Genomic DNA, 19,131 nt, shown 5'->3' with positions numbered 1-19,131 from the left:
AACCAATGAGGTGAAATATGGCACTGTCTGCCAGTGAGAAAGCTCAGATCGTTAAAGATTTTCAGCAAGGTGATGGCGATACCGGTTCCCCTGAGGTTCAGGTAGCTCTGCTGAGCGCCAACATCAACAAGCTGCAGGATCACTTCAAGGCCAACAAGCAGGATCACCATTCCCGCCGCGGCCTGATCCGGATGGTAAACCAGCGTCGTAAGCTGCTGGACTACCTCAAGCGTAAAAACGCTGACCGTTACCTGGACCTGATCCAGCGTCTGGGTCTGCGTCGCTAATCCGGTTTAGCGACCTGATGGCTGGCCCGGGGGTTCCCGGGTTCAGCCGTGCTTCTCTCCCGCTCCCTGCCTTGCTCATTCCGAACAAGCAGGAAGCGTTTTTTGCTGCAGTTGATTTGTCTGTGAAACCGAAGGATTTTCCCTGTCACAATGGAAAGCCGCTATTGATAGCAGGTTGTTGAAAAGCCCGGGAACTCTGGCCGGGGTTTTGCAACAGCCTGTTAGCTTTCAGACGGGTTGCCTTTCGGTTCACTGATCAGACTGCTGCAGTTGTTGGAAAATGGCGAATGAATGGGTCATTGGCCAGAATCAAAACCGCTGAAAATGCAGGAGTTTATTGTGGAACTGCAACCACGTATCAAGACATTTGAAATGGGTGGGGAAACCTTCACCCTGGAAACCGGTCGTATTGCCCGTCAGGCAACCGGCGCGGTACTGGTAAGCACCGGCGACACTGCCGTTCTGGGCACCGTTGTTGGCGCCAAAGAGCCCAAGCCGGGCCAGGGCTTCTTCCCCCTGACTGTGAACTACCAGGAAAAAACCTACGCCGCCGGTAAAATTCCGGGCGGCTTTTTCAAGCGTGAAGGTCGTCCGTCCGAGAAAGAGACGCTGACCTCCCGCCTGATCGACCGTCCGATTCGCCCGCTGTTCCCGAACGGCTACATGAACGAAGTTCAGGTTGTGCTGACGGTTATGTCTGCCAGCAAGAACCACGATCCGGATATCGCTGCCATGATTGCTGCATCTGCAGCCCTGGCCATCTCCGGTATCCCGTTCGACGGCCCGATTGGTGCTGCCCGTGTGGGTTACACCAACGAGAAAGGCTACTTCCTGAACCCGACCTTCGAAGAGCTCAGCACTTCCCTGCTGGACATGGTTGTGGCCGGTACCGACGAAGCGGTGCTGATGGTTGAGTCCGAGGCCAAAGGCCTGACAGAAGACCAGATGCTGGGCGCCGTACTGTTCGGCCACCAGGAAATGCAGACTGCGATCACTGCCATCAAGGAATTTGCTGCCGAGAACGGTAAGCCGCGCTGGGAATGGCAGCCCGAGGCGGAAAACACCGAGCTGCTGAACGCCATCAAGGCCGAGTTCGGTGGTGCCATCGAAGAAGCCTACGCTATCCGTGACAAGATGGCCCGTTACGAGCGTCTGGGTGAGATCAAATCTGCTGCCGTTGAGAAACTGGCCGGTGAAGAAGAAGGCCAGCCTTCCGAAGAGGAAGTGAAGAAGTACTTCGGTAAGGTCGAGAAGTCTGTCGTTCGTCTGCAGGTTATCGAAGGCAAGCCGCGTATCGATGGCCGTGACAACAAGACCGTTCGCCCGATCAAGGTGGAAGTTGGCGTACTGCCGTCCGTTCACGGTTCCGCCCTGTTCACCCGTGGTGAGACCCAGGCTATCGTTACCGCTACGCTGGGTACCACCCGTGACGTGCAGATCATCGATGCCCTGGAAGGTGAGCGCAAGGACCCGTTCCTGTTCCACTACAACTTCCCTCCGTACTCCGTAGGTGAAGCTGGCCGCATGGGCAGCCCGGGCCGTCGTGAAATTGGTCACGGTCGTCTGGCCAAGCGTGGTGTAGCCGCGGTTATGCCGACCATCGAAGAGTTCCCGTATGCCATTCGTGCGGTTTCCGAGATCACTGAATCCAACGGTTCCAGTTCCATGGCTTCCGTGTGTGGCTCTTCCCTGGCGCTGATGGATGCTGGTGTGCCGCTGAAGGCTCCTGTGGCCGGTATCGCCATGGGTCTGGTCAAGGAAGGCGACAAGTTCGCGGTCCTGACTGACATCCTGGGTGACGAAGATCACCTGGGTGACATGGATTTCAAGGTTGCCGGTACCAAAGAGGGCGTCACTGCCCTGCAGATGGACATCAAGATTCAGGGTATTACCGACGAAATCATGGAAATCGCCCTCGAGCAGGCCAACGCTGCGCGTCTGCACATCCTGGACGAGATGAACAAGGTGATCGCCGAGCCCCGTGCCGAGCTGTCTGATCGCGCTCCGAGCATCACCACCATCAAGATTCATCCGGACAAGATCCGTGATGTAATCGGTAAGGGTGGCGCGACCATCCGTGGTATCTGTGACGAGACCGGCGCTTCCATCGACCTGGACGACGACGGCAACGTGAAGATCTACGCCGACAACGCTGCGGCCGCACAGGCTGCCGTGAATCGCGTGAAAGAAATCACTGCCGAGATCGAAGTGGGTGCTATCTACAAGGGCCGCGTTGAGCGGATTGTGGACTTCGGTGCCTTTGTTAACATCCTGCCCGGCAAGGATGGTCTGGTGCACATTTCCCAGATCTCCGAGCGCCGTATCGAGAACGTCACTGACGAGCTGAGCGAAGGTCAGGAAGTTCTGGTCAAGGTGCTGGATGTGGACAACCGTGGTCGCGTTAAGCTGTCCATGAAGGAAGTCAAAGAAGGCGAGCAGCCGACTGACTTCGCTGACTAAGATCATTCTTGGTTAGAAAAACCCGCCCGGCCTGAAGCCTGGCGGGTTTTTTCGTTTATGGACCTCGTGGCCTCTAAAGGCCTTTTTCCATGAATTCCAGTACTGCCTCCCTGTATGCGGGAATCACAAACGTCGCTGCATGGGGCGTATCGGTCTGCAAGAACTCCTTGGGCTGCTCCGCCGCTTCATACAGCCGCACACCGTGTTCAAACGGAATGATGCCATCCCGAACGCTGTGGATAACCATCACCGGCACCGGTGAGAGGTCAGCGATGCGGTCTGTACCTTCGTAGTCATCCGGGATGGTCCAGCTCAGGGGGTACTGGAATGGCCAGGTGAGCCAGAACTGGTCGAGTTTCTCCCGGGCGATGTAGCGGAAGCCGGAGAAGGTGCCGTCCAGGATGATGCCGTCCAGGGCGGGGTGTTCGTTGCGCTGGGTCCATTCGCTGGCGAGCGCGATGCCCAGAGCGCCACCGAGGCTCTGGCCGAGCAGGTACAGCGGGCGGTCTTCGGTGTGTTCCTGATGGGCCAGCCAGCGCAGGCCGGTTTCTACGTCATGCAGGGCGCCTTCGATGTCCGGGGCGCCGGTAGACTGGCCGTAACCCCGATAATCGATGGTGAACACGTTGTAGCCCTGTTCCGGCAGCCAGGCAACGTTGAGGATGTGGGCGCTGACGTTCTGGGCGTTGCCGTGCAGGTAGTAGATGGTGCCCTTGGCTGGTTCGTCGGTGAGGGCAGGGAGCCACCAGCCGTGGAGGTTTTCGCCGTCGGCGGTGTCGAGGTAGACGTCCTCAAAATCCAGGTTAAGCCGGTCGGGTGTAATGTAGGTGGCGTTGTCCGGATAGAAGAATACGCTGCTGCAGCCTGTTTGCAGCAACGCTGCGATGGCCAGCAGTGTGACGAGGGTTGTTCTGGCGCTCAGAAGTAGGCGTGTAGGCCGGCTTGCCATGTGCTTTGGTACCTGTCGTAGTGGTCTTCCCGGGTGAATTTGGCGAATAGGCTGAATTCCCGGCCAATGTGCCAGTTGGCTTCGGCGTACAACTGGTCTTGCCGGTGTTGGCTGCTGACGATCCAGGCTTTGGTTTTTACGCCGGTCAGCAGGCTGAAGCGGTTGTTCTGGTGCAGCAGGCCGAGGTCTGCTCCCGGGGCGAAGTCGTAGCCAAGTTTGATGTCATCGTCGATTTCTACATCGGCCGTGGCAATGGCGAAGGCCTGTGTGTTCTGGGCGAGGCTCCAGCTGCCGCCGGCTCCGCCTTCGAGATAGGGCGCCAGAACGCGGTCATCGCCGGTGTCCGTGCGGCGGCCGCCAAAACCAACTTGCCAGGAGATCGGTGCAAAGAACTGGTTCCGGGGGCTCAGGGAGCGTATTTCCACGCCGGTGATCTGTTCCACCTGAAGTTCGTCGTTTTTGTGGTAGAGCCTGGCGTCCAGGCGCAGGAACTGAAGTTGTGCACCGGTACGGTAACCGGCGGGCGGATCCAGTACGTCGTGGTAGGCCGGCCGGATGGTCAACTGGGTGAACTCGCTGTGGGCCAACTGGCCGGAACCGAGACTCAGGCGAAAGGTGTCATGCCCCTGATCGTCGCGGATCTCCGGTTCAGGCACGTCTGGAAGTTCTGCCGCATCCTCAATCTGGCTGCGGGCGACCAGTAGCTGATGAGACAGCGGCGCCGCGTGTTCCCGGGGCCAGCCTTCGGCTTCGCTCTGGTAGCGTACGTAATCGTACGTGGCATCCAGGAGTTGGGCGCGGTCGTCTTTTCCAAGCTTACGCACTTCGGGGTCGTTCACTGCCACATAGCCATTAGTCAAGGCTGCGGCGATGGTCTGGTGGTATGCGGGCAGGCTGTCCAGGCTATGGGCTACCGAGGTGGCGGCAGACGGGCGGTAATGGATGCTTTCAAGCAGGCCGGCATCTCTCACCCAGCGCACGGTGTCGGACGGGATAGCGTGAGTGCTTACTTCGTCGAGCAGGTCTGTTCCCGGGCGGGCGGCGTCGATCAGGGCTAACAGGCGGTAGGCGCAGTTCTCATCGAAGAAATAGTAATCAAAGTTCTTGTCCTGAATTTCCCAGGTATGGGCCAGCAGGGTGTCAACCTCGTGTTGGTCGAGATTCAGGGTGTACTCCCAGAGATCCCGGTGTTCGATGTCGTTGTACAGCCGGATCATTTCGTAATAGGGCTTGATGGAGGTAATGCCCGGATAGCCACCAAAAATACCGCGATAGGCAAACAACAACTCGCTGTCATGTTCAGCGGCATCGGCTGCGTAGGAAATAGTGTTGGCAAGCAGCAGATCGGTTTCTTCGTCATCCTGGGGGGGATCGAGCCGCAAGAAGGTGTGGCCGAACATGGATGAGGGACTGTTCAGATAGGACGCCGCAAATACCAGGGTGACTTTCTCGGTATTCAGTGTGCCTGCCCATTCCTCGAAAGCGGGGCAGTTTACTGGTGTGTCCGGCAAATCCAGTTGCTCTCTCAGCCAGGCATCCCGGGCCGGGAATCGACAGCGGGCGTGGCTATCACCACCTCCGGGTTGTTGTATGGCCTCCAGGGTGGCTTCCAACTCGGCTCTGGGCGATGTTTTGCCGTTGTCACTCAGAAAGAACGCCGGGTCATCGGCCTGGCTGGTGTAATCGGAACCGAACCTGTCCTGATGATAATGGCCGAGGGTCAGCCAGGTTGGATTGTGATGAAGGTCGTCCGGCAGTTTAACGGATTCTGCCTGTGCCCAGGCAGTACTGCATGCAAGCCATAAGACGGCCTGCCCGATACGGAGGGTAAAGCCCATGGAGTTGGTGTTTCCGGATTAGTGGCTCTGGGGTTTGTGCGCCGTCCATGGCGCCATTCTGTTCCATTGTCGCCAGTGATCAGGCGGCTACGTATTTGCTCAGAGCGTCGTTCTGCTCCAGCAGGGCCACGATGGCGTCTACGGCTTCACCTGAGGTGGTATCAGCGTTGGGGAAAATGGAAGCAAAGTTGTCTTGCAGTACTTTGCGGAAGGTATCACGGTCAGTTTCTTCTACACCCAGCAGGACTGCCAGAGTGTCCAGGTTTTCACCGGAACCGCGGGACATGTCGCGGGCAACCTTGTCGATGTTGCTGTCCATGTACATGGCCATGGATTGAACAGACTGGTTGGTCTGACAGCCCAGAGTGCCGGTGGTCATACCAAAGGTCTGGTTACCGAAGGTTCCATTGGTGGTCGCGGCCAGTACATGTGGCGCAATGCCGGACTGCCCCTTCCAGATCATGGCTCCCACGCCACAGCCGGGCTGGGCGAAAGCCATGGAGGAAGCACCAAGAAGAATTGCACCTGCGATCAGTTTTTTCATTATCCACTCCTTTCTGTGGTTTTGCTTTGTCGCATACCCTGCAGCTGTCTGATTCCCTGGCTGCAAGACAACGGCCAGTATCTGGTTAGGGTTAGAGACCGTCAGTCTGAGTATAGATCAAAACAGGAAAGCGCAAGTGACGTCATTGTTATGGTTTGTTGCCTGTTGATGTCAATCAAAGCGAACACGTGTTCATATTTCTAAATGGAACAATAGATCAGTTTTTAGCCGCTATTGTTATATATGGCGCATTTCAGTATAGTGCGCGCGGCCATGAAGGCCACGTAACAACCTATGGAGAGTTTGTTTTGAAAAAAGCGCTTATTGCATCAACACTCGTTCTGGCCGGCGCTATGTCCGGTTGTTCCTCCCTCAACGTAAGTTCCAGCTCCATGCCTGTTACTGCTCCTCTGCAGACAGACGTGAAAGCAGACGTTGAAGTAGGCGAGAAGATTTCTGGCAAGGCTTCCGTTACCAAGGTTCTGTTCTTCACCATCGGTAGCGACAAGCAGTTCTCTGACGGCGTTTCCTACGGTGGATCCACCGGCGGTGGCCTGCCTTTCGGCGATCCGGTTGCCAAGGCCAAGTCTGCGGCAGCTTACAAGGCCATTGAGTCTTCTGGCGCAGACATCATCGTAGCTCCGCGTTACACCGTTGAAACTGAAGACTTCGTTGTTTTCGGTACCATCAACGTAACCGTTGAAGGCTACAAGGGCACCATCAAGAGCATCAAGTAAGCTGCTTTTGTGAGTCCCAAAAAAAAGCCGGAGCGCTGATGGCCTCCGGCTTTTTTGGTTTCTGGATGGGTTAACCACCCAGGTAGGCATCCCTCACTTCCGGGTTGGCCAGCAGGTTCTTGCCGGTGTCGTGCAGGCGGATACGGCCGGTTTCCAGCACATAGCCCCGGTCTGCCAGGCTCAGGGCCTGGTGAGCGTTCTGCTCGACCAGGAACACCGTAATCCCTTCCTCTCTCAACTGGCCGATGATCTCGAAGATCTGCTGAATGATGATCGGCGCCAGCCCCAGTGACGGTTCGTCCAGAATGATCATTCTGGGTTTGCTCATCAGCGCCCGGCCGATGGCCAGCATTTGCTGTTCACCGCCGGACATGGTGCCGGCCCGCTGATGTTCACGCTCTTTCAGCCTCGGGAACAGCTCATAAACGTGATCCTGGCTTTTGCGGATTTCCGATTTGGTGTTGAAGAAACCGCCCATGTGCAGGTTCTCTTCTACCGTCAGCCCGGGAAACACCCGGCGGCCTTCGGGCACAATGGCAATGCCGGAGCGCATGATGTTGGAGGTGGCTTCATTGGTAATGTCGCGGCCTTCCAGAATCACCCGCCCTGAGCTGGCCTGCGGGCTGCCGCAGACGGTCATCAGCAGCGTGGTTTTGCCGGCGCCGTTGGCACCGATCAGTGACACAATCTCGCCCTTCTTCACTTCCACGGACACGCCGTGCAGGGCCTCGATTTTGCCATAGTGGGTATGTACGTCTTCCAGTACCAGCATGGTGTCTCCTCAGGCCTCGCCCAGATAGGCTTTGATCACATCGTCGTTCTGACGAACTTCGTCCGGTGTGCCGGCAGCCAGGGGGCGTCCCTGGTTGATGACAGTAATCCGGTCTGAGATGTCCATAACCAGGCTCATATCGTGCTCAATCAGCAATACGGAAACGTTGTAGTCCTCTTTCAGGCTGACAATCAGCTGGTTGAGGTCTTTGGTTTCCGCCGGGTTCAGGCCTGCGGCTGGTTCGTCCAGCATCAGCAGTTTCGGTTCGGTCACCATGCAGCGTGCAATTTCCAGCCGGCGCTGCTGGCCATAGGCCAGGTTGCCGGCCTCCCGGTTGGCCAGTTCCAGCAGGCCAACCCGATCCAGCCAGTAGGCAGCCCGGTCAAGGGACTTGCGTTCCCGCTCCCGGTAGTCGGGTGTCTTGATCAGGCCGGATATCAGGTTGGTGTTCAGGTGACGATGCTGGGCCACCAGCAGGTTTTCCACCACGGTCATCTGGCCGAACAGGCGCACGTGCTGGAAGGTGCGCACCATGCCCAGTCGGGAAATCTTGTAGTCCGGTTTACCCTGGACTTCATTTCCCTCAAACAGGATTTTCCCGCCCGTGGGCTTGTAAAAACCACTGATGCAGTTGAAGACCGTGGTTTTGCCGGCCCCGTTGGGGCCGATGATGGAGACTATTTCGTGTTCCTGCACGTCCAGGCTTACCTGGTCGACTGCCAGCAGGCCGCCGAAGCGCATGGACAGATTCTGTACTTCTAGCATGTCTGTCACTCCTGGCGTCTGAGTTCAATGTGAATGCGGCGCATGGGCATCAGCCCCTGTGGCCGCCAGACCATCATCAGTACCATGGCGGCGCCGAAAACCAGCATCCGGTAGTCGGAAAACTCCCGGGCCAGTTCCGGCAGGATGGTCACGGCAACGGCGGCAAGCACGACGCCCAGCTGCGAGCCCATGCCGCCGAGCACCACGATCGCCAGGATGATGGCAGACTCAAGGAACACAAACGACTCCGGGCTGATGAAGCCCTGTTTGGAGGCAAACACCGTGCCGGCAAACCCGGCAAAGAAAGCGCCAATGGTAAAGGCGGAGAGTTTCACCGCCGTGCGGCTCAGGCCCAGGGAGCGGGCTGCAATCTCGTCTTCCCGCAGGGCTTCCCAGGCACGACCAACGGGCATGCGCATGAACCGGCGGATGATCAGGGCTGTAATGACAGCCAGAACCAGAGCGATCAGGTAAAGGAAAATCACCTTGTGCTCACCGCTGTAGGCTATGCCGAAGGTCTCATGGAAGGAGGTGTTGCCTTCCTCGCGTACCCGGCGGCCAAATTCCATGCCGAACAGGGTGGGGTCGGGAATGCCCCCAATGCCGTTGGGGCCGCCGGTGACGGCCGTCCAGTTGTTGAGCAGAATCCGGATGATTTCACCAAAGCCGAGCGTAACTATAGCGAGATAGTCGCCTCGTAACCGCAGCACAGGGAAGCCGAGAACCAGGCCAAACAAGGCGGCCAGGCAGGCCCCGATAGGCAGCGCCATCCAGAAGGAAATGCCGGCATACTGGGACAGCAGGGCAAAGGTGTAGGCGCCAACCGCGTAGAACGCCACGTAGCCAAGGTCCAGCAGTCCCGCAAGACCGACCACGACGTTCAGTCCCAGTGCCAGCATAACGTAGATCAGAACCAGAGTGGCCAGATCCACAGCACCTCGGGAAACGAAGAAGGGCCAGAACAGAGCCAGCACGACAATGCCGGTAAGCACCCAGGATTCGATTTTCGCCCGTTTGTTCTCGGCCATCGGCTCCTTCTGGGTTTTGGGCATTGGACTGGGGATGCTCTTGAGCCCGCCCATGATCTGGTCCCGGAACAACTGGAACAGGAACACGACCACCGCGGCCAGCAACACGAGGACGACTGTGCTGGTGTCGGCGCCGGTAAGGGTCACGCTGGTGCCCTGGGCTTCCAGGTTAAAGCCGATGATCGGGTAGGAAATGATCAGTGTGATGATCGCGCAGAAGAGCGCGTGTCGAAAATTGTTGGCAGCCATCAGATCTTCTCAACCTCCGGTTTGCCCAGCAGTCCGGTGGGTTTGAACAGCAGAATCAGAATGAGCAGGCTGAACGACACCACATCTTTGTATTCACCACTCAGATAGCCCGAGGTCATGCTCTCGGCAACGCCGAGGATGAGGCCGCCCAGCATGGCGCCGGGAATGCTGCCAATACCGCCAAGAACAGCTGCGGTGAAGGCTTTCAGGCCGGCAATAAAGCCGAAGAGCGGATCTACTGAACCGTAATACATACCCAGCAGCAGACCGGCGACGGCAGCGAGCGCGGCACCAATCACGAAGGTGGCTGAAATGATGCGGTTGGTGTCGATGCCCAGCAGGTTCGCCATGCCCAGATCTTGCGAGACCGCGCGACAGGCCCTGCCGATACGGGAGCGGGAGATGAACAGGGAAAGAGCCGTCATACAGATCAGGGTGGTGATAAAGATGGTGATCTGAATGTAGGAGATGGACATCGGGAAGGTATCTTCGGAGCCGAACTGGAAACCACCTTCAATCAATGCCGGGAAGCCGATGTTGCGGGAGCCCTGAGCGAGGTGGACATAGTTCTGCAGAAAGATGGACATGCCGATGGCGGAGATCAGCGGAATCAGGCGGTGCCGCCCGCGTACCGGCCGATAGGCTACCCGTTCCACGGCCCATCCCATGGAGCTGGAGACAATCACCGCACATATGAGTGCAACGATCAGTACCAGTGGTAACCAGGCGATACCGAGGGTGGCCAGGCCGGTTATGGCGATCAGCGCGGTGTAGGCGCCGATCATGTAAACCTCACCATGGGCAAAGTTGATCATGCCGATGATGCCGTAAACCATCGTGTAGCCGATGGCGATCAGGGCGTAAGTGCTCCCTATCGTCAGCCCGTTAATGAGCTGTTGAAAAAAATACAGGAGGTCTTGCATGTTTGTGGAACTCCGAAAGCCCGCTCCCTCGCCTGGCTGCGACCGATCACCGGTGTCGCCGGTGCGGATGCAGTGAGGGTCTGCAGGAGCCCAGAAAAACACCTTCCCCCGGATCGCGGTGGGAAGGTGCTCTCATTATTACCGTTAGTTAACGATTTTGGCTCAGTTTACCGGAGTTTTACTGCCATCTGAATGCCATTCGTACACTACAAACTCGAACGACTTCATGTCGCCGGCTTTGTCGTACTGAACGGTGCCGATGGGGGTCTCGAAGCTTCCGGTACGAAGGGCCTGGGCCACATCGAACGGATCTTTTGAGTCGGCCGCTTCAATGCCTTCCGCAATCAGCTGTACGGCGGTATAGGAGGTGAGTACGAAGGGACCGGAGGGATCTTCACCTTTGGCATCAAAGGCCGCGATCAGCTCCTGGTTTTCCTCTTTCTGGTCGAAGCTGGGGGGCAGGGTAACCAGCAGGCCTTCGGCGGCTTCACCCGCGATGGTGTTGATGTCTTTGTTACCCACGCCTTCCGGGCCCATGAACTTGGCATCTACGTCAGACTGGCGTGCCTGGCGGAGGATCAGGCCCAGCTCAGGGTGGTAGCCACCGTAGTACACGTAATCGACGTCAGCCTGTTTGATTTTGGTGACAAGGGAAGAGAAGTCCTTGTCACCGGCGGTAATGCCTTCAAACATGGCAATTTCGATGCCGGCATCCTGCAGGGTGTCGCGTACCGCCGTGGCAATACCTTCACCATACTGCTGTTTGTCGTGAACGATGGCCACGCGCTCCGGGCCCTGGCTGGCAATGTAGTTGCCGGCAACCGGCCCCTGCATGCTGTCCAGGCCGATGGTACGGAACACCAGTTCGTAGCCGCGCTCGGTGATTTCCGGGCTGGTGGAGGCCGGAGTGATCATCAGAATGCCTTCGTCTTCATAGATGTCAGACGCCGGCTGGGTAGAGCTCGAGCACAGGTGGCCCACCACGTAGCGAACACCTTCATTGACCAGGCGGTTGGCAACGGTAACGGCCTGCTTCGGGTCGCACACGTCGTCCACTTCAACGGCCACCAGGTCTTCGCCCATAACACCACCGGCAGCGTTAATCTGCTCGATGGCCATGCGGGCACCAGAGAACTGCATGTCACCGTACTGGGCAACGGGGCCGGTCATCGGGCCGGCGATACCAACTTTGATTTCAGCGGCGGCCTGGCCGGCAGCCATCAGAGCAACGGACGCGCCTACAGCGGTAGCGAGTTTCTTTACGGAGGTTTTCATCGTGTTTTTCCTGTTTGTGTCAGGGTTATTCTTATGTTCTCAGAGACTTAAACAAACACCACAGTCTGTTGCTTGTCAAGCAAATCAGGCCAGGGTGTCTGCTCTGGAACACGGCGCAGCTATCGGGAAAGAATTAGCAAGCGCCGTGCCGTCCTGAGCAGTGTCACGCGTCCGTGCTGTCGTCCTTATTTTGAAAGACAAGATTCCTGAAACTTTCGTGATCGTGCAGGTGTTCGAAGCTCGGGTCAACCGATGCGTCGTCCCGATAGGCTTCCGAGATCTCAATGGCTTTTTCCAGATTGCTGACGGCATCTTCCCAGCGGCCAATCTCGGCATAGGCGCACGCCAACTGGTAGTGTGCGTGGCCATTGTCTGGTGCCAGTTTCAGTGCGCGCTGGCACAAGCTGATGGCCCAGAGGGGCTCCTGCATTTCGAGTACGGCGTCGGCTTTATAGCTCAATGCCTCAACATCGTCCGGGCGCAGGTCCAGAATCTGGTCGTAGGCGGCGATCTTGTTCTGCTGCGAGGTTTCCTGGCTTGCCTTCAACCAGAGCGCGTGCACTTCGTTGGTGCGCTCAATCTCGGCCTGGTTCTGATGGATGATCTCGGACTTCTGCTGCAGTTGTTCTTCAATGGCCTTCAGGCGTTGTTCGTATTCCACCACCAGTTCGTTCACACGTTTCTCGGCCAGGCTGGTCAGCTGGTTACGCATGTCGCGGATGGAGTTCCAGCCAATGACAACCAGGATGGAAGTGGCGCCGGCGATCAGGTAGAAAAAGTAAGTCACCGTGTCGGTGGCGTAGGACATGGTTTTGTCGGCCACGGACAGTTCCTTGTCTACTACTTTCTCGATCAGTTCGGCCCGGGTATTTTGCATCTCCTGGCGCAACGCCTTGGTTTCCTCCAGCAGATAGAGTTCCACAAACGGCGTGTACATGGGTTTTTCCAGGGTGCGTGTGCTTTCCTCCAGGTCTTCCGCGGTCAGTTCTTCTTCCGGGCCGAGCTGTTGTTGCTGGGCAAACGCCTGGCCGGCAAAAGTGAGCACGAGGGCGAACATGAGGTAATACCTGATCATTAACCAGATCCATCAGTCAGTGAATTGAAGCGATTGCTGACCTTAGCATAGTGGCTGGCAGAAATAATGCTGCATTGCCCACCGGAGGGGGTAATGCCAACAAGAAAGCAAGCTAGTAAAACTGCACACTTGCAATCCTTGGTGCAAAGACCTCTAATAATTAGTGGTATAAATAATGGTCAGACATCTCTTCCGGGGGACGGATGTGAACAGCTATGAGCAGGTTTTGGTGGCATTGCGCCGGGTAATCCGGGCCACGGATCTTCATTCCAAGCGACTCAGCAAGCACGCCGGGCTTACCGGCCCCCAGTTGCTGATCATGCGCACTATCCGGGATATGGGTGAGGTTACTATCGGCACGATTGCCGAGAACGTGAGTCTCAGCCAGGCCACGGTGACGACCATTCTCGACAGACTGGAGCATCGCAAACTGGTGTACCGGGTTCGCAGCACGAGAGACAAGCGCAAGGTTCACGCCCATCTCACGGAGGAAGGTGCTGAGATTCTGGCTCGTGCGCCCAACCCTCTGCAGGAGGACTTCATCCAGAAGTTTCAGAGCCTGGCGGAGTGGGAGCAGACCATGATTCTGGCCTCGTTGCAGCGCGTGGCCAACATGATGGATGCCGATGATATTGATGCTTCACCGGTGCTGACCGTTGGTTCGGTTCTGAAAGACGACGGCTGGAAAGAAAAGCCCTGAACTGGTTTTGAGGCCAGCCCTGATCAAGGGCCGGCCTCAGCAGTTCATTAATGAACGCTTGATCCCTGCTTCGGCTTGTTGCCAAAACACACCTGGAACACATCGTTGTAGTGTTTGGCAAAGTTCACCGAGATACCTTCTTTCAGATAATCGGGAAGCTCCTCGTAATCCCCGCGATTCGCTTCCGGCAGGATCAGGTTATTGATCTTCTGTCGGCGTGCCGCAATCACCTTTTCCCGAATGCCACCCACGGGCAGGACCTGCCCGGTTAACGTCAGTTCCCCGGTCATGGCCAGGTTCTGTTGCGGTGCTTCCTTGCGGGCAATGGACAACAGGGCGGTGGCCATGGTGATGCCGGCGCTCGGCCCGTCTTTTGGCGTTGCACCCTCGGGCACGTGCAGGTGGACAAATGATTTGTCGAAGAAAGTCGGGTCACCCCTGAACCGCTTGAGGTTGGAGGACACGAAGCTGTAGGCGATTTCGGCCGATTCCTTCATCACATCTCCCAGTTGTCCGGTGAGCTTGAAGCCCCGCTGGCTGCTGTGAATGCGTGAGGCCTCAATGCTGAGAGTGGCGCCGCCCATGGCGGTCCAGGCCAGGCCCGTCACCACGCCGGTGCCTTTCAGGGACTTCTCCTTCTTGAATGCCGGCTGGCCGAGATAGTCGGTCAGATCGCCAACACCCACTCGAACCGGGTCATCCGGGTTTTCCAGCAGGCGCACGATGCCCTTGCGGACAATCTTGTGCAGCAGCTTCTCCAGATTCCGCACGCCGGCTTCCCGGGCGTAGCCCTCAATCACCTGGCGAATGGCAGCGTCGCTGATGTTCAGCTGCTTCTTCAGCAGGCCCGCCCGTTTGAGCAAGCGAGGTATCAGGTAATGTTTGGCAATGGCCAGTTTTTCTTCGCCGATGTAGCCGGACAGGCGGATCACGTCCATCCGGTCCAGCAGCGGCCGGGGGATCGTGTCCAACTGGTTGGCGGTACAGATGAAGAGCACTTTCGAGAGGTCCATGCGCACATCCAGGTAGTGATCCAGGAACTCCCTGTTCTGTTCCGGGTCCAGGGTTTCCAGCAAGGCTGAGGCCGGGTCGCCCTGGTAAGAGCTGCCGATCTTGTCGATCTCGTCGAGCATGATCACCGGGTTGGCCACTTTGCTGTCTTTCAGGGCCTGTACGAACTTTCCGGGCATGGCGCCGATGTAGGTGCGACGGTGTCCCTTGATTTCGGCTTCATCCCGCATGCCGCCCACGCTGAAACGGTAGAACTCCCGGCCCAAGGCATCCGCCACCGAATGGCCGATAGAGGTTTTACCGACCCCGGGCGGGCCGACCAGCAGCAGTATGGAGCCGCTCACTTCGCCCTTGAACGTGCCTTCAGCCAGAAATTCAATGATCCGGTCCTTTACATCGTCCAGGCCGTCATGGTCCCGGTCCAGAATCTTGCGGGCTTCGGCCAGATCAAAATGATCCTGTGAATGCACGCCCCAGGGCACCTGGGTAATCCAGTCCAGATAGTTGCGGGTTACCCCGTATTCCGGTGAGCCCTGTTCCAGCACCTGCAGTTTCTGGATTTCATCCTTGAATCGCTCCTGCACGGCTTCCGGCGGATTCAGTTTGGCCATTCGCTCTTCGAAGCGTTCCACGTCCGCCGTCTTGTCATCCTTGGCAATGCCCAGCTCCCGCTGGATCACTTTCAACTGCTCGCGCAGGAAAAACTCCCGCTGGTGCTTCTGCACCTTCTCGTTTACTTCCTCGTTGATCTCGGATTGCAGGCGGGCGACCTCCTGCTCCTTGCGCATCAGCAGCAGTACTTTTTCCATGCGCCGGAGCAGGGGCACGGTATCGAGAACATCCTGCAGTTCGCGACCCGGAGCGCTGGTCATGGATGCACCGAAGTCCGCAAGGGGTGAGCTGTCATCGGGCCCGAAGCGGGACAGGTATTGCTTCACTTCTTCGCCATAAAGCGGGTTGGTACGCAGCAGTTCCTTGATGGCGCTGATGATGGCCAGGGTGTAGGCCTTGAGTTCGTCGGCCGGTTCTTCGGGCTCCTGTGGGTATTCGACTTCCACCAGATAGGGTGGGCGACGGCGAAGCCATTGGACAACTCTGAACCGTTGCAGGCCCTGGGCAATGAACTGAACCTTGCCGCTCTCGTTCTGGGCTTGATGCACGCGCACGGCGCAGCCCATGGTCTCAAGGTCTTCACTCTCCGGAATGCCGTTTTCGGCATCTGGATTCTCGACAAAACAGATGCCCAGAACCCGGTGATCGGTTTCACCAACCCGCTTCAGGGTTTCCTGCCAGGGATCCTGGTTGACCATGACTGGCTGCACCTGTGCAGGAAAGAACGGCCGGTTGGAGACCGGCAGAATATACATGCGCTGCGGCATAACCTGCTGTGGCAGCGCCAGGCTCTTGCTGTTTTCGTCTTTGCCGATGTATTCGGTCACGTCTTCTTCAAATTCTTCCAGGGAGTCTTTGCGGTTCTCGTCATTCATACCGGATTGCTCTCAAGGCGTGAGTGGTTAAAGACCTATGTAACGACAAAAGCCGGGTTTTCAAGCTGGCTTGATTTTTCCGCCGTTGGCTCCATATCTTCAGACAATTTCATTCATTCTGGTTCAGGTTCCCGACATATGAGCAATTCGCCGCATATCTTTGATGCCACCGCCGACAACTTTCAGCAGAAAGTGATGGAAGCCTCTGCTACCACGCCGATTCTGGTGGATGTATGGGCGGAGTGGTGCGCGCCCTGCAAACAGCTGATGCCGATTCTGCAAAAGCTGGCGGAGGAATATCAGGGTAACTTCCAGTTGGCCAAGGTGAATGCCGACGAGCAGCAGGAGCTGACGGCCTCCCTGGGGGTGCGCAGTCTGCCGACCATCATTCTGGTGAAGAATGGTCAGGCTGTGGATGGTTTTAATGGCGCCTTGCCCGAGAGCGAAATCCGCAAGATTCTGGAAAAGCACATCGAAGCCCCGGCGGAAGATCCTTACGAGAAAGCCCACGCTCTTTGGGAAGCCGGTGATGTGGACGGAGCTCTGGCCATCCTCACGGAGCTGAACCAGAAAGACCCGGAAAACCTGGATGTGCTGATTGATCTGGCCCAGTTGAAGGCCGAGCAGGGCGATCTGGATACCGCGGAGCAGGTGCTCAACAGCCTGCCGCCGGAAGAAAAAATGCAGCATAAAGCCAAACAGCTGGCGGCGAGGGTGAAGTTCCTCAAACAGTCGGGTGAACTGCCCGCGCAGGCGGAGTTGGAGGCAAAACTTGAGGCCAACCCGAAAGATCCTGAGGCCCTGCATCAGTTGTCCCTGCACATGGTTTTGCAGGATAAAAACGCGGAAGCCATGGATTTGCTGATCCGGCTGATGCAGGCCGATAGCACCTACAAGGACGGCGCCGCCAAAACCACATTGGTGGAGCTGTTTGAGAAACTGGGCAACAACAATCCGGATGTGCGCACGTATCGTAGGAAGCTGTATACCCTGATGCACTGAGCCGGTTGGACGGTGAGCCGGTCGGTAGCATCGCTGACTGGCTCAATTATCTCTCCACGATGCTGAAACTCCCTCCCCAGCCCGACCATTGTGAGCTTTGCGGACGCCCGGTGGCAAAGCTCACAAGGCATCACCTGATACCCAGGCATCTGCATCGCAAGAAGCGCTTTCAGAAACTGTTTTCCAGGGAAGAGTTGATCACCCGTACGCTTTGGGTCTGTCGCCCGTGCCATAACGCGATTCACAGAGCGTGTTCGGAGTATGAGCTGGGGCTGAATTACAACTCGAGGGAAAAGCTGCTGGAGCTTGAGGAGGTGAGGGTGTTTGTTGAATGGATTCGGGAAAAGCCAGCGGGGTTTGTGCCTAAGAAGGGACGGTAAGGAGGCCCGTCACGGGGACGGGCCTGATCTTAAGTCAACGCCTCAGGCGTTGCCGTTCTTCATTTCTTCAAACTCATCCTCAAAGAAGAACTTCTCTTCTCCGAATGCGGGCTCGAGCTCATGCAGCCAGGTGGCCGTTTCGCTGTATTTGGCGAAGAACGGTCGCTGAACCCAATCCGGGTTTCGGCCTTGCAGGAAGCGCAGTACGAAGACCTTCTCGCCGTTGATTTCGGTGATGCCCTGGATCTCCACCTTGCCGGGGCCGGCGCTCATGCTGGGGCCGCGGGCGGTCCGGGCCAGGCCGCTGACTTGCTTCATGGCCTCACGATAGATGTGGTAAGCCTCGGCCAGGGGCACCTCGAAGTAGTTCTTGGCACCGGTGTCCCGCTCTACGAACATGTAGTAGGGGATGATGCCCAGCTTCACTTCTTTCTTCCACAGCTTGGCCCAGGCATCGGCATCGTCGTTCACATGCTTGATCAGCGGGCCCTGGGCGCGGATCTCGGCACCAGTGGCGCGAATGCGGCGGATGGCCTCTTCCGCGATGTCGGTGGTGATCTCCTGCCAGTGGTTGTAATGGGCCATGATGGCCACGTGTTTGCCACCATCAACCAGCTTGGCGAACAGTTCGATCAGTTCGTCGGCGTCCTTGTCGGTCACGAAGCGATAGGGCCAGAAGGTCAGGGCCTTGGTGCCGATGCGGATGGTCTGGATGTGGTCGAACTCCGGTTGCAACAGGGGTTCCAGATACTGCACCAGGTTCTTGGTTTTCATCACCATCGGGTCGCCACCGGTGACAAGCAGGTCGGTCACTTCGGTGTGCTCCTGCAGGTAGCCGTGCAGCTTTTCGGCATCGGTACTGGCCATTTTCAGGTCTTTATCGCCAACAAACTGCGCCCAGCGGAAACAGAAGGTGCAGTAGCTGTGGCAGGTCTGGCCCTGGGACGGGAAGAACAGCACGGTTTCGCGGTACTTGTGCTGCACGCCGTCCAGCACCTCTCCGTCCAGTTCCGGCATGTTCATTTCCATCTGCCCGGCCGGGTGCGGGTTCAGTGCGTCGCGGATTTCCTTGGCAGCGGCCTGGATGTCTTTCTTGTCGGCGCCTTCCCGGTGCAGTTGCGCCATGCGCTCGTAGTGTTCGTCCTTGAGCATGCCTTTCTGTGGAAAGACCAGCTGATAGATCGGGTCGTTGGGCACCTTGTCCCAGTTGATCAGTTCGTTGATCACATATTCGTTAACCCGGAAGGGCAGCACGCTGGCCACCACTTTCATTTCAAACAGGGTTTCCTCGGGGAGATTCTGGATCGCCTCAATCTTGTCGAGCTGGCGGTCGGTAAAAACCTTGAACCGGCGCTCCTCGAATTCCTGAACCGGAATTCGGTTCGGAAAGGTGACGATGGAGTTCATGGATCGCCCTCTGTTGTGAGCCAAAGACAAAAGGAGGTGTGCCTCCTTCACTGGTTAAAAAACGGGCAGGCAAGTATACATAAATCATAATTTATTTTCAGGTCTAATTAATAAAACGGAGGTCCGGGCGAGGGTTTTCGGTCGTTCAGTCGGTATTAGCGCCTATTTGTCGTTAAAGGATGCGAAAAGTCGTGAACGACAGTTTTAGATTATTCTTAGTGTGTTGATGTAAATGAGCGCTG

17 protein-coding genes are annotated in these 19,131 nt (G+C 57.2%); 6 read left to right on the top strand and 11 right to left on the bottom strand.

Annotation, left to right across the window (positions count from 1 at the left end; genetic code table 11):
• Window positions 1-17: 17 nt before the first annotated feature.
• Both rpsO and pnp read left to right on the top strand, forming a co-directional pair.
• Window positions 18-287, top strand: a complete 270-nt coding sequence (gene rpsO / locus MARHY_RS15205) for a 30S ribosomal protein S15 (protein WP_014422591.1) — start codon at window positions 18-20, stop codon at window positions 285-287.
• A gap of 345 nt (window positions 288-632) precedes the next feature.
• On the top strand, window positions 633-2,747 hold the full coding sequence (gene pnp / locus MARHY_RS15200; protein ID WP_227501251.1) for a polyribonucleotide nucleotidyltransferase: 2,115 nt from the start codon (window positions 633-635) through the stop codon (window positions 2,745-2,747).
• Window positions 2,748-2,820: 73 nt separating this feature from the next.
• Here the strand turns inward: pnp and MARHY_RS15195 are convergent, their stop codons facing one another.
• From MARHY_RS15195 to MARHY_RS15185, 3 genes are all read right to left on the bottom strand, one after another.
• A complete protein-coding gene (locus tag MARHY_RS15195) occupies window positions 2,821-3,696 on the bottom strand; it encodes an alpha/beta hydrolase (protein WP_014422589.1) in 876 nt (291 codons plus the stop codon).
• Window positions 3,666-5,534: an Lnb N-terminal periplasmic domain-containing protein gene (locus MARHY_RS15190; protein ID WP_014422588.1), complete on the bottom strand. Its 1,869-nt coding sequence runs from the start codon at window positions 5,532-5,534 to the stop codon at window positions 3,666-3,668. The genes MARHY_RS15195 and MARHY_RS15190 overlap by 31 nt, the downstream gene beginning before the upstream one ends.
• A gap of 79 nt (window positions 5,535-5,613) precedes the next feature.
• The gene (locus MARHY_RS15185) at window positions 5,614-6,078 is read right to left on the bottom strand and encodes a DUF3015 domain-containing protein (RefSeq protein ID WP_011786753.1); all 465 of its coding nucleotides are present in this window, start codon (window positions 6,076-6,078) and stop codon (window positions 5,614-5,616) included.
• 353 nt (window positions 6,079-6,431) lie between these two features.
• Here MARHY_RS15185 and MARHY_RS15180 point away from each other — a divergent pair, with 353 nt between their 5' ends.
• Window positions 6,432-6,815, top strand: coding sequence for a hypothetical protein (locus MARHY_RS15180; protein ID WP_011786752.1), 384 nt, complete (start codon window positions 6,432-6,434; stop codon window positions 6,813-6,815).
• Between the two features lie 70 nt (window positions 6,816-6,885).
• Here the strand turns inward: MARHY_RS15180 and MARHY_RS15175 are convergent, their stop codons facing one another.
• The 6 genes from MARHY_RS15175 to MARHY_RS15150 form a co-directional block, all read right to left on the bottom strand.
• Window positions 6,886-7,587 carry an ABC transporter ATP-binding protein gene (locus tag MARHY_RS15175; protein WP_011786751.1) on the bottom strand — a complete coding sequence of 234 codons (702 nt, stop codon included), beginning with the start codon at window positions 7,585-7,587 and terminating at the stop codon, window positions 6,886-6,888.
• 9 nt (window positions 7,588-7,596) lie between these two features.
• Entirely contained in the window at window positions 7,597-8,352 is a 756-nt protein-coding gene (livG, locus tag MARHY_RS15170; RefSeq protein WP_011786750.1) for a high-affinity branched-chain amino acid ABC transporter ATP-binding protein LivG, read from the bottom strand.
• 5 nt (window positions 8,353-8,357) lie between these two features.
• Window positions 8,358-9,629 (bottom strand): high-affinity branched-chain amino acid ABC transporter permease LivM, encoded by a 1,272-nt coding sequence (locus MARHY_RS15165; protein WP_014422584.1) that lies wholly within the window; start codon window positions 9,627-9,629, stop codon window positions 8,358-8,360.
• A complete protein-coding gene (gene livH / locus MARHY_RS15160) occupies window positions 9,629-10,552 on the bottom strand; it encodes a high-affinity branched-chain amino acid ABC transporter permease LivH (protein WP_014422583.1) in 924 nt (307 codons plus the stop codon). The genes MARHY_RS15165 and livH overlap by 1 nt, the downstream gene beginning before the upstream one ends.
• 162 nt (window positions 10,553-10,714) lie before the next feature.
• Complete coding sequence (locus tag MARHY_RS15155) at window positions 10,715-11,827, bottom strand: branched-chain amino acid ABC transporter substrate-binding protein (protein WP_014422582.1); 1,113 nt, start codon at window positions 11,825-11,827, stop codon at window positions 10,715-10,717.
• 163 nt (window positions 11,828-11,990) lie between these two features.
• Window positions 11,991-12,902, bottom strand: coding sequence for a TPR end-of-group domain-containing protein (locus tag MARHY_RS15150; RefSeq protein WP_014422581.1), 912 nt, complete (start codon window positions 12,900-12,902; stop codon window positions 11,991-11,993).
• Between the two features lie 175 nt (window positions 12,903-13,077).
• On the opposite strand from MARHY_RS15150, the gene MARHY_RS15145 reads away from it, so the two are divergent.
• Window positions 13,078-13,602: a MarR family winged helix-turn-helix transcriptional regulator gene (locus MARHY_RS15145; RefSeq protein ID WP_236043573.1), complete on the top strand. Its 525-nt coding sequence runs from the start codon at window positions 13,078-13,080 to the stop codon at window positions 13,600-13,602.
• A 47-nt stretch (window positions 13,603-13,649) separates the two neighbouring features.
• On the opposite strand, the gene lon is transcribed toward MARHY_RS15145, so the two are convergent.
• Complete coding sequence (gene lon, locus MARHY_RS15140; RefSeq protein WP_014422579.1) at window positions 13,650-16,100, bottom strand: endopeptidase La; 2,451 nt, start codon at window positions 16,098-16,100, stop codon at window positions 13,650-13,652.
• 138 nt (window positions 16,101-16,238) lie between these two features.
• Here lon and trxA point away from each other — a divergent pair, with 138 nt between their 5' ends.
• Window positions 16,239-17,102: a thioredoxin gene (trxA, locus tag MARHY_RS15135; protein WP_014422578.1), complete on the top strand. Its 864-nt coding sequence runs from the start codon at window positions 16,239-16,241 to the stop codon at window positions 17,100-17,102.
• Between the two features lie 59 nt (window positions 17,103-17,161).
• A complete protein-coding gene (locus MARHY_RS15130; RefSeq protein ID WP_041655619.1) occupies window positions 17,162-17,482 on the top strand; it encodes a hypothetical protein in 321 nt (106 codons plus the stop codon).
• Between the two features lie 42 nt (window positions 17,483-17,524).
• Here the strand turns inward: MARHY_RS15130 and MARHY_RS15125 are convergent, their stop codons facing one another.
• Complete coding sequence (locus tag MARHY_RS15125) at window positions 17,525-18,889, bottom strand: KamA family radical SAM protein (RefSeq protein WP_041655078.1); 1,365 nt, start codon at window positions 18,887-18,889, stop codon at window positions 17,525-17,527.
• Window positions 18,890-19,131: the final 242 nt, after the last annotated feature.

Origin of the sequence: Marinobacter nauticus ATCC 49840 (genome assembly GCF_000284615.1) — a bacterium.
Classification (GTDB): Bacteria; Pseudomonadota; Gammaproteobacteria; order Pseudomonadales; family Oleiphilaceae; genus Marinobacter; species Marinobacter nauticus.
This window is presented reverse-complemented; position numbering and strand designations above follow the sequence as displayed.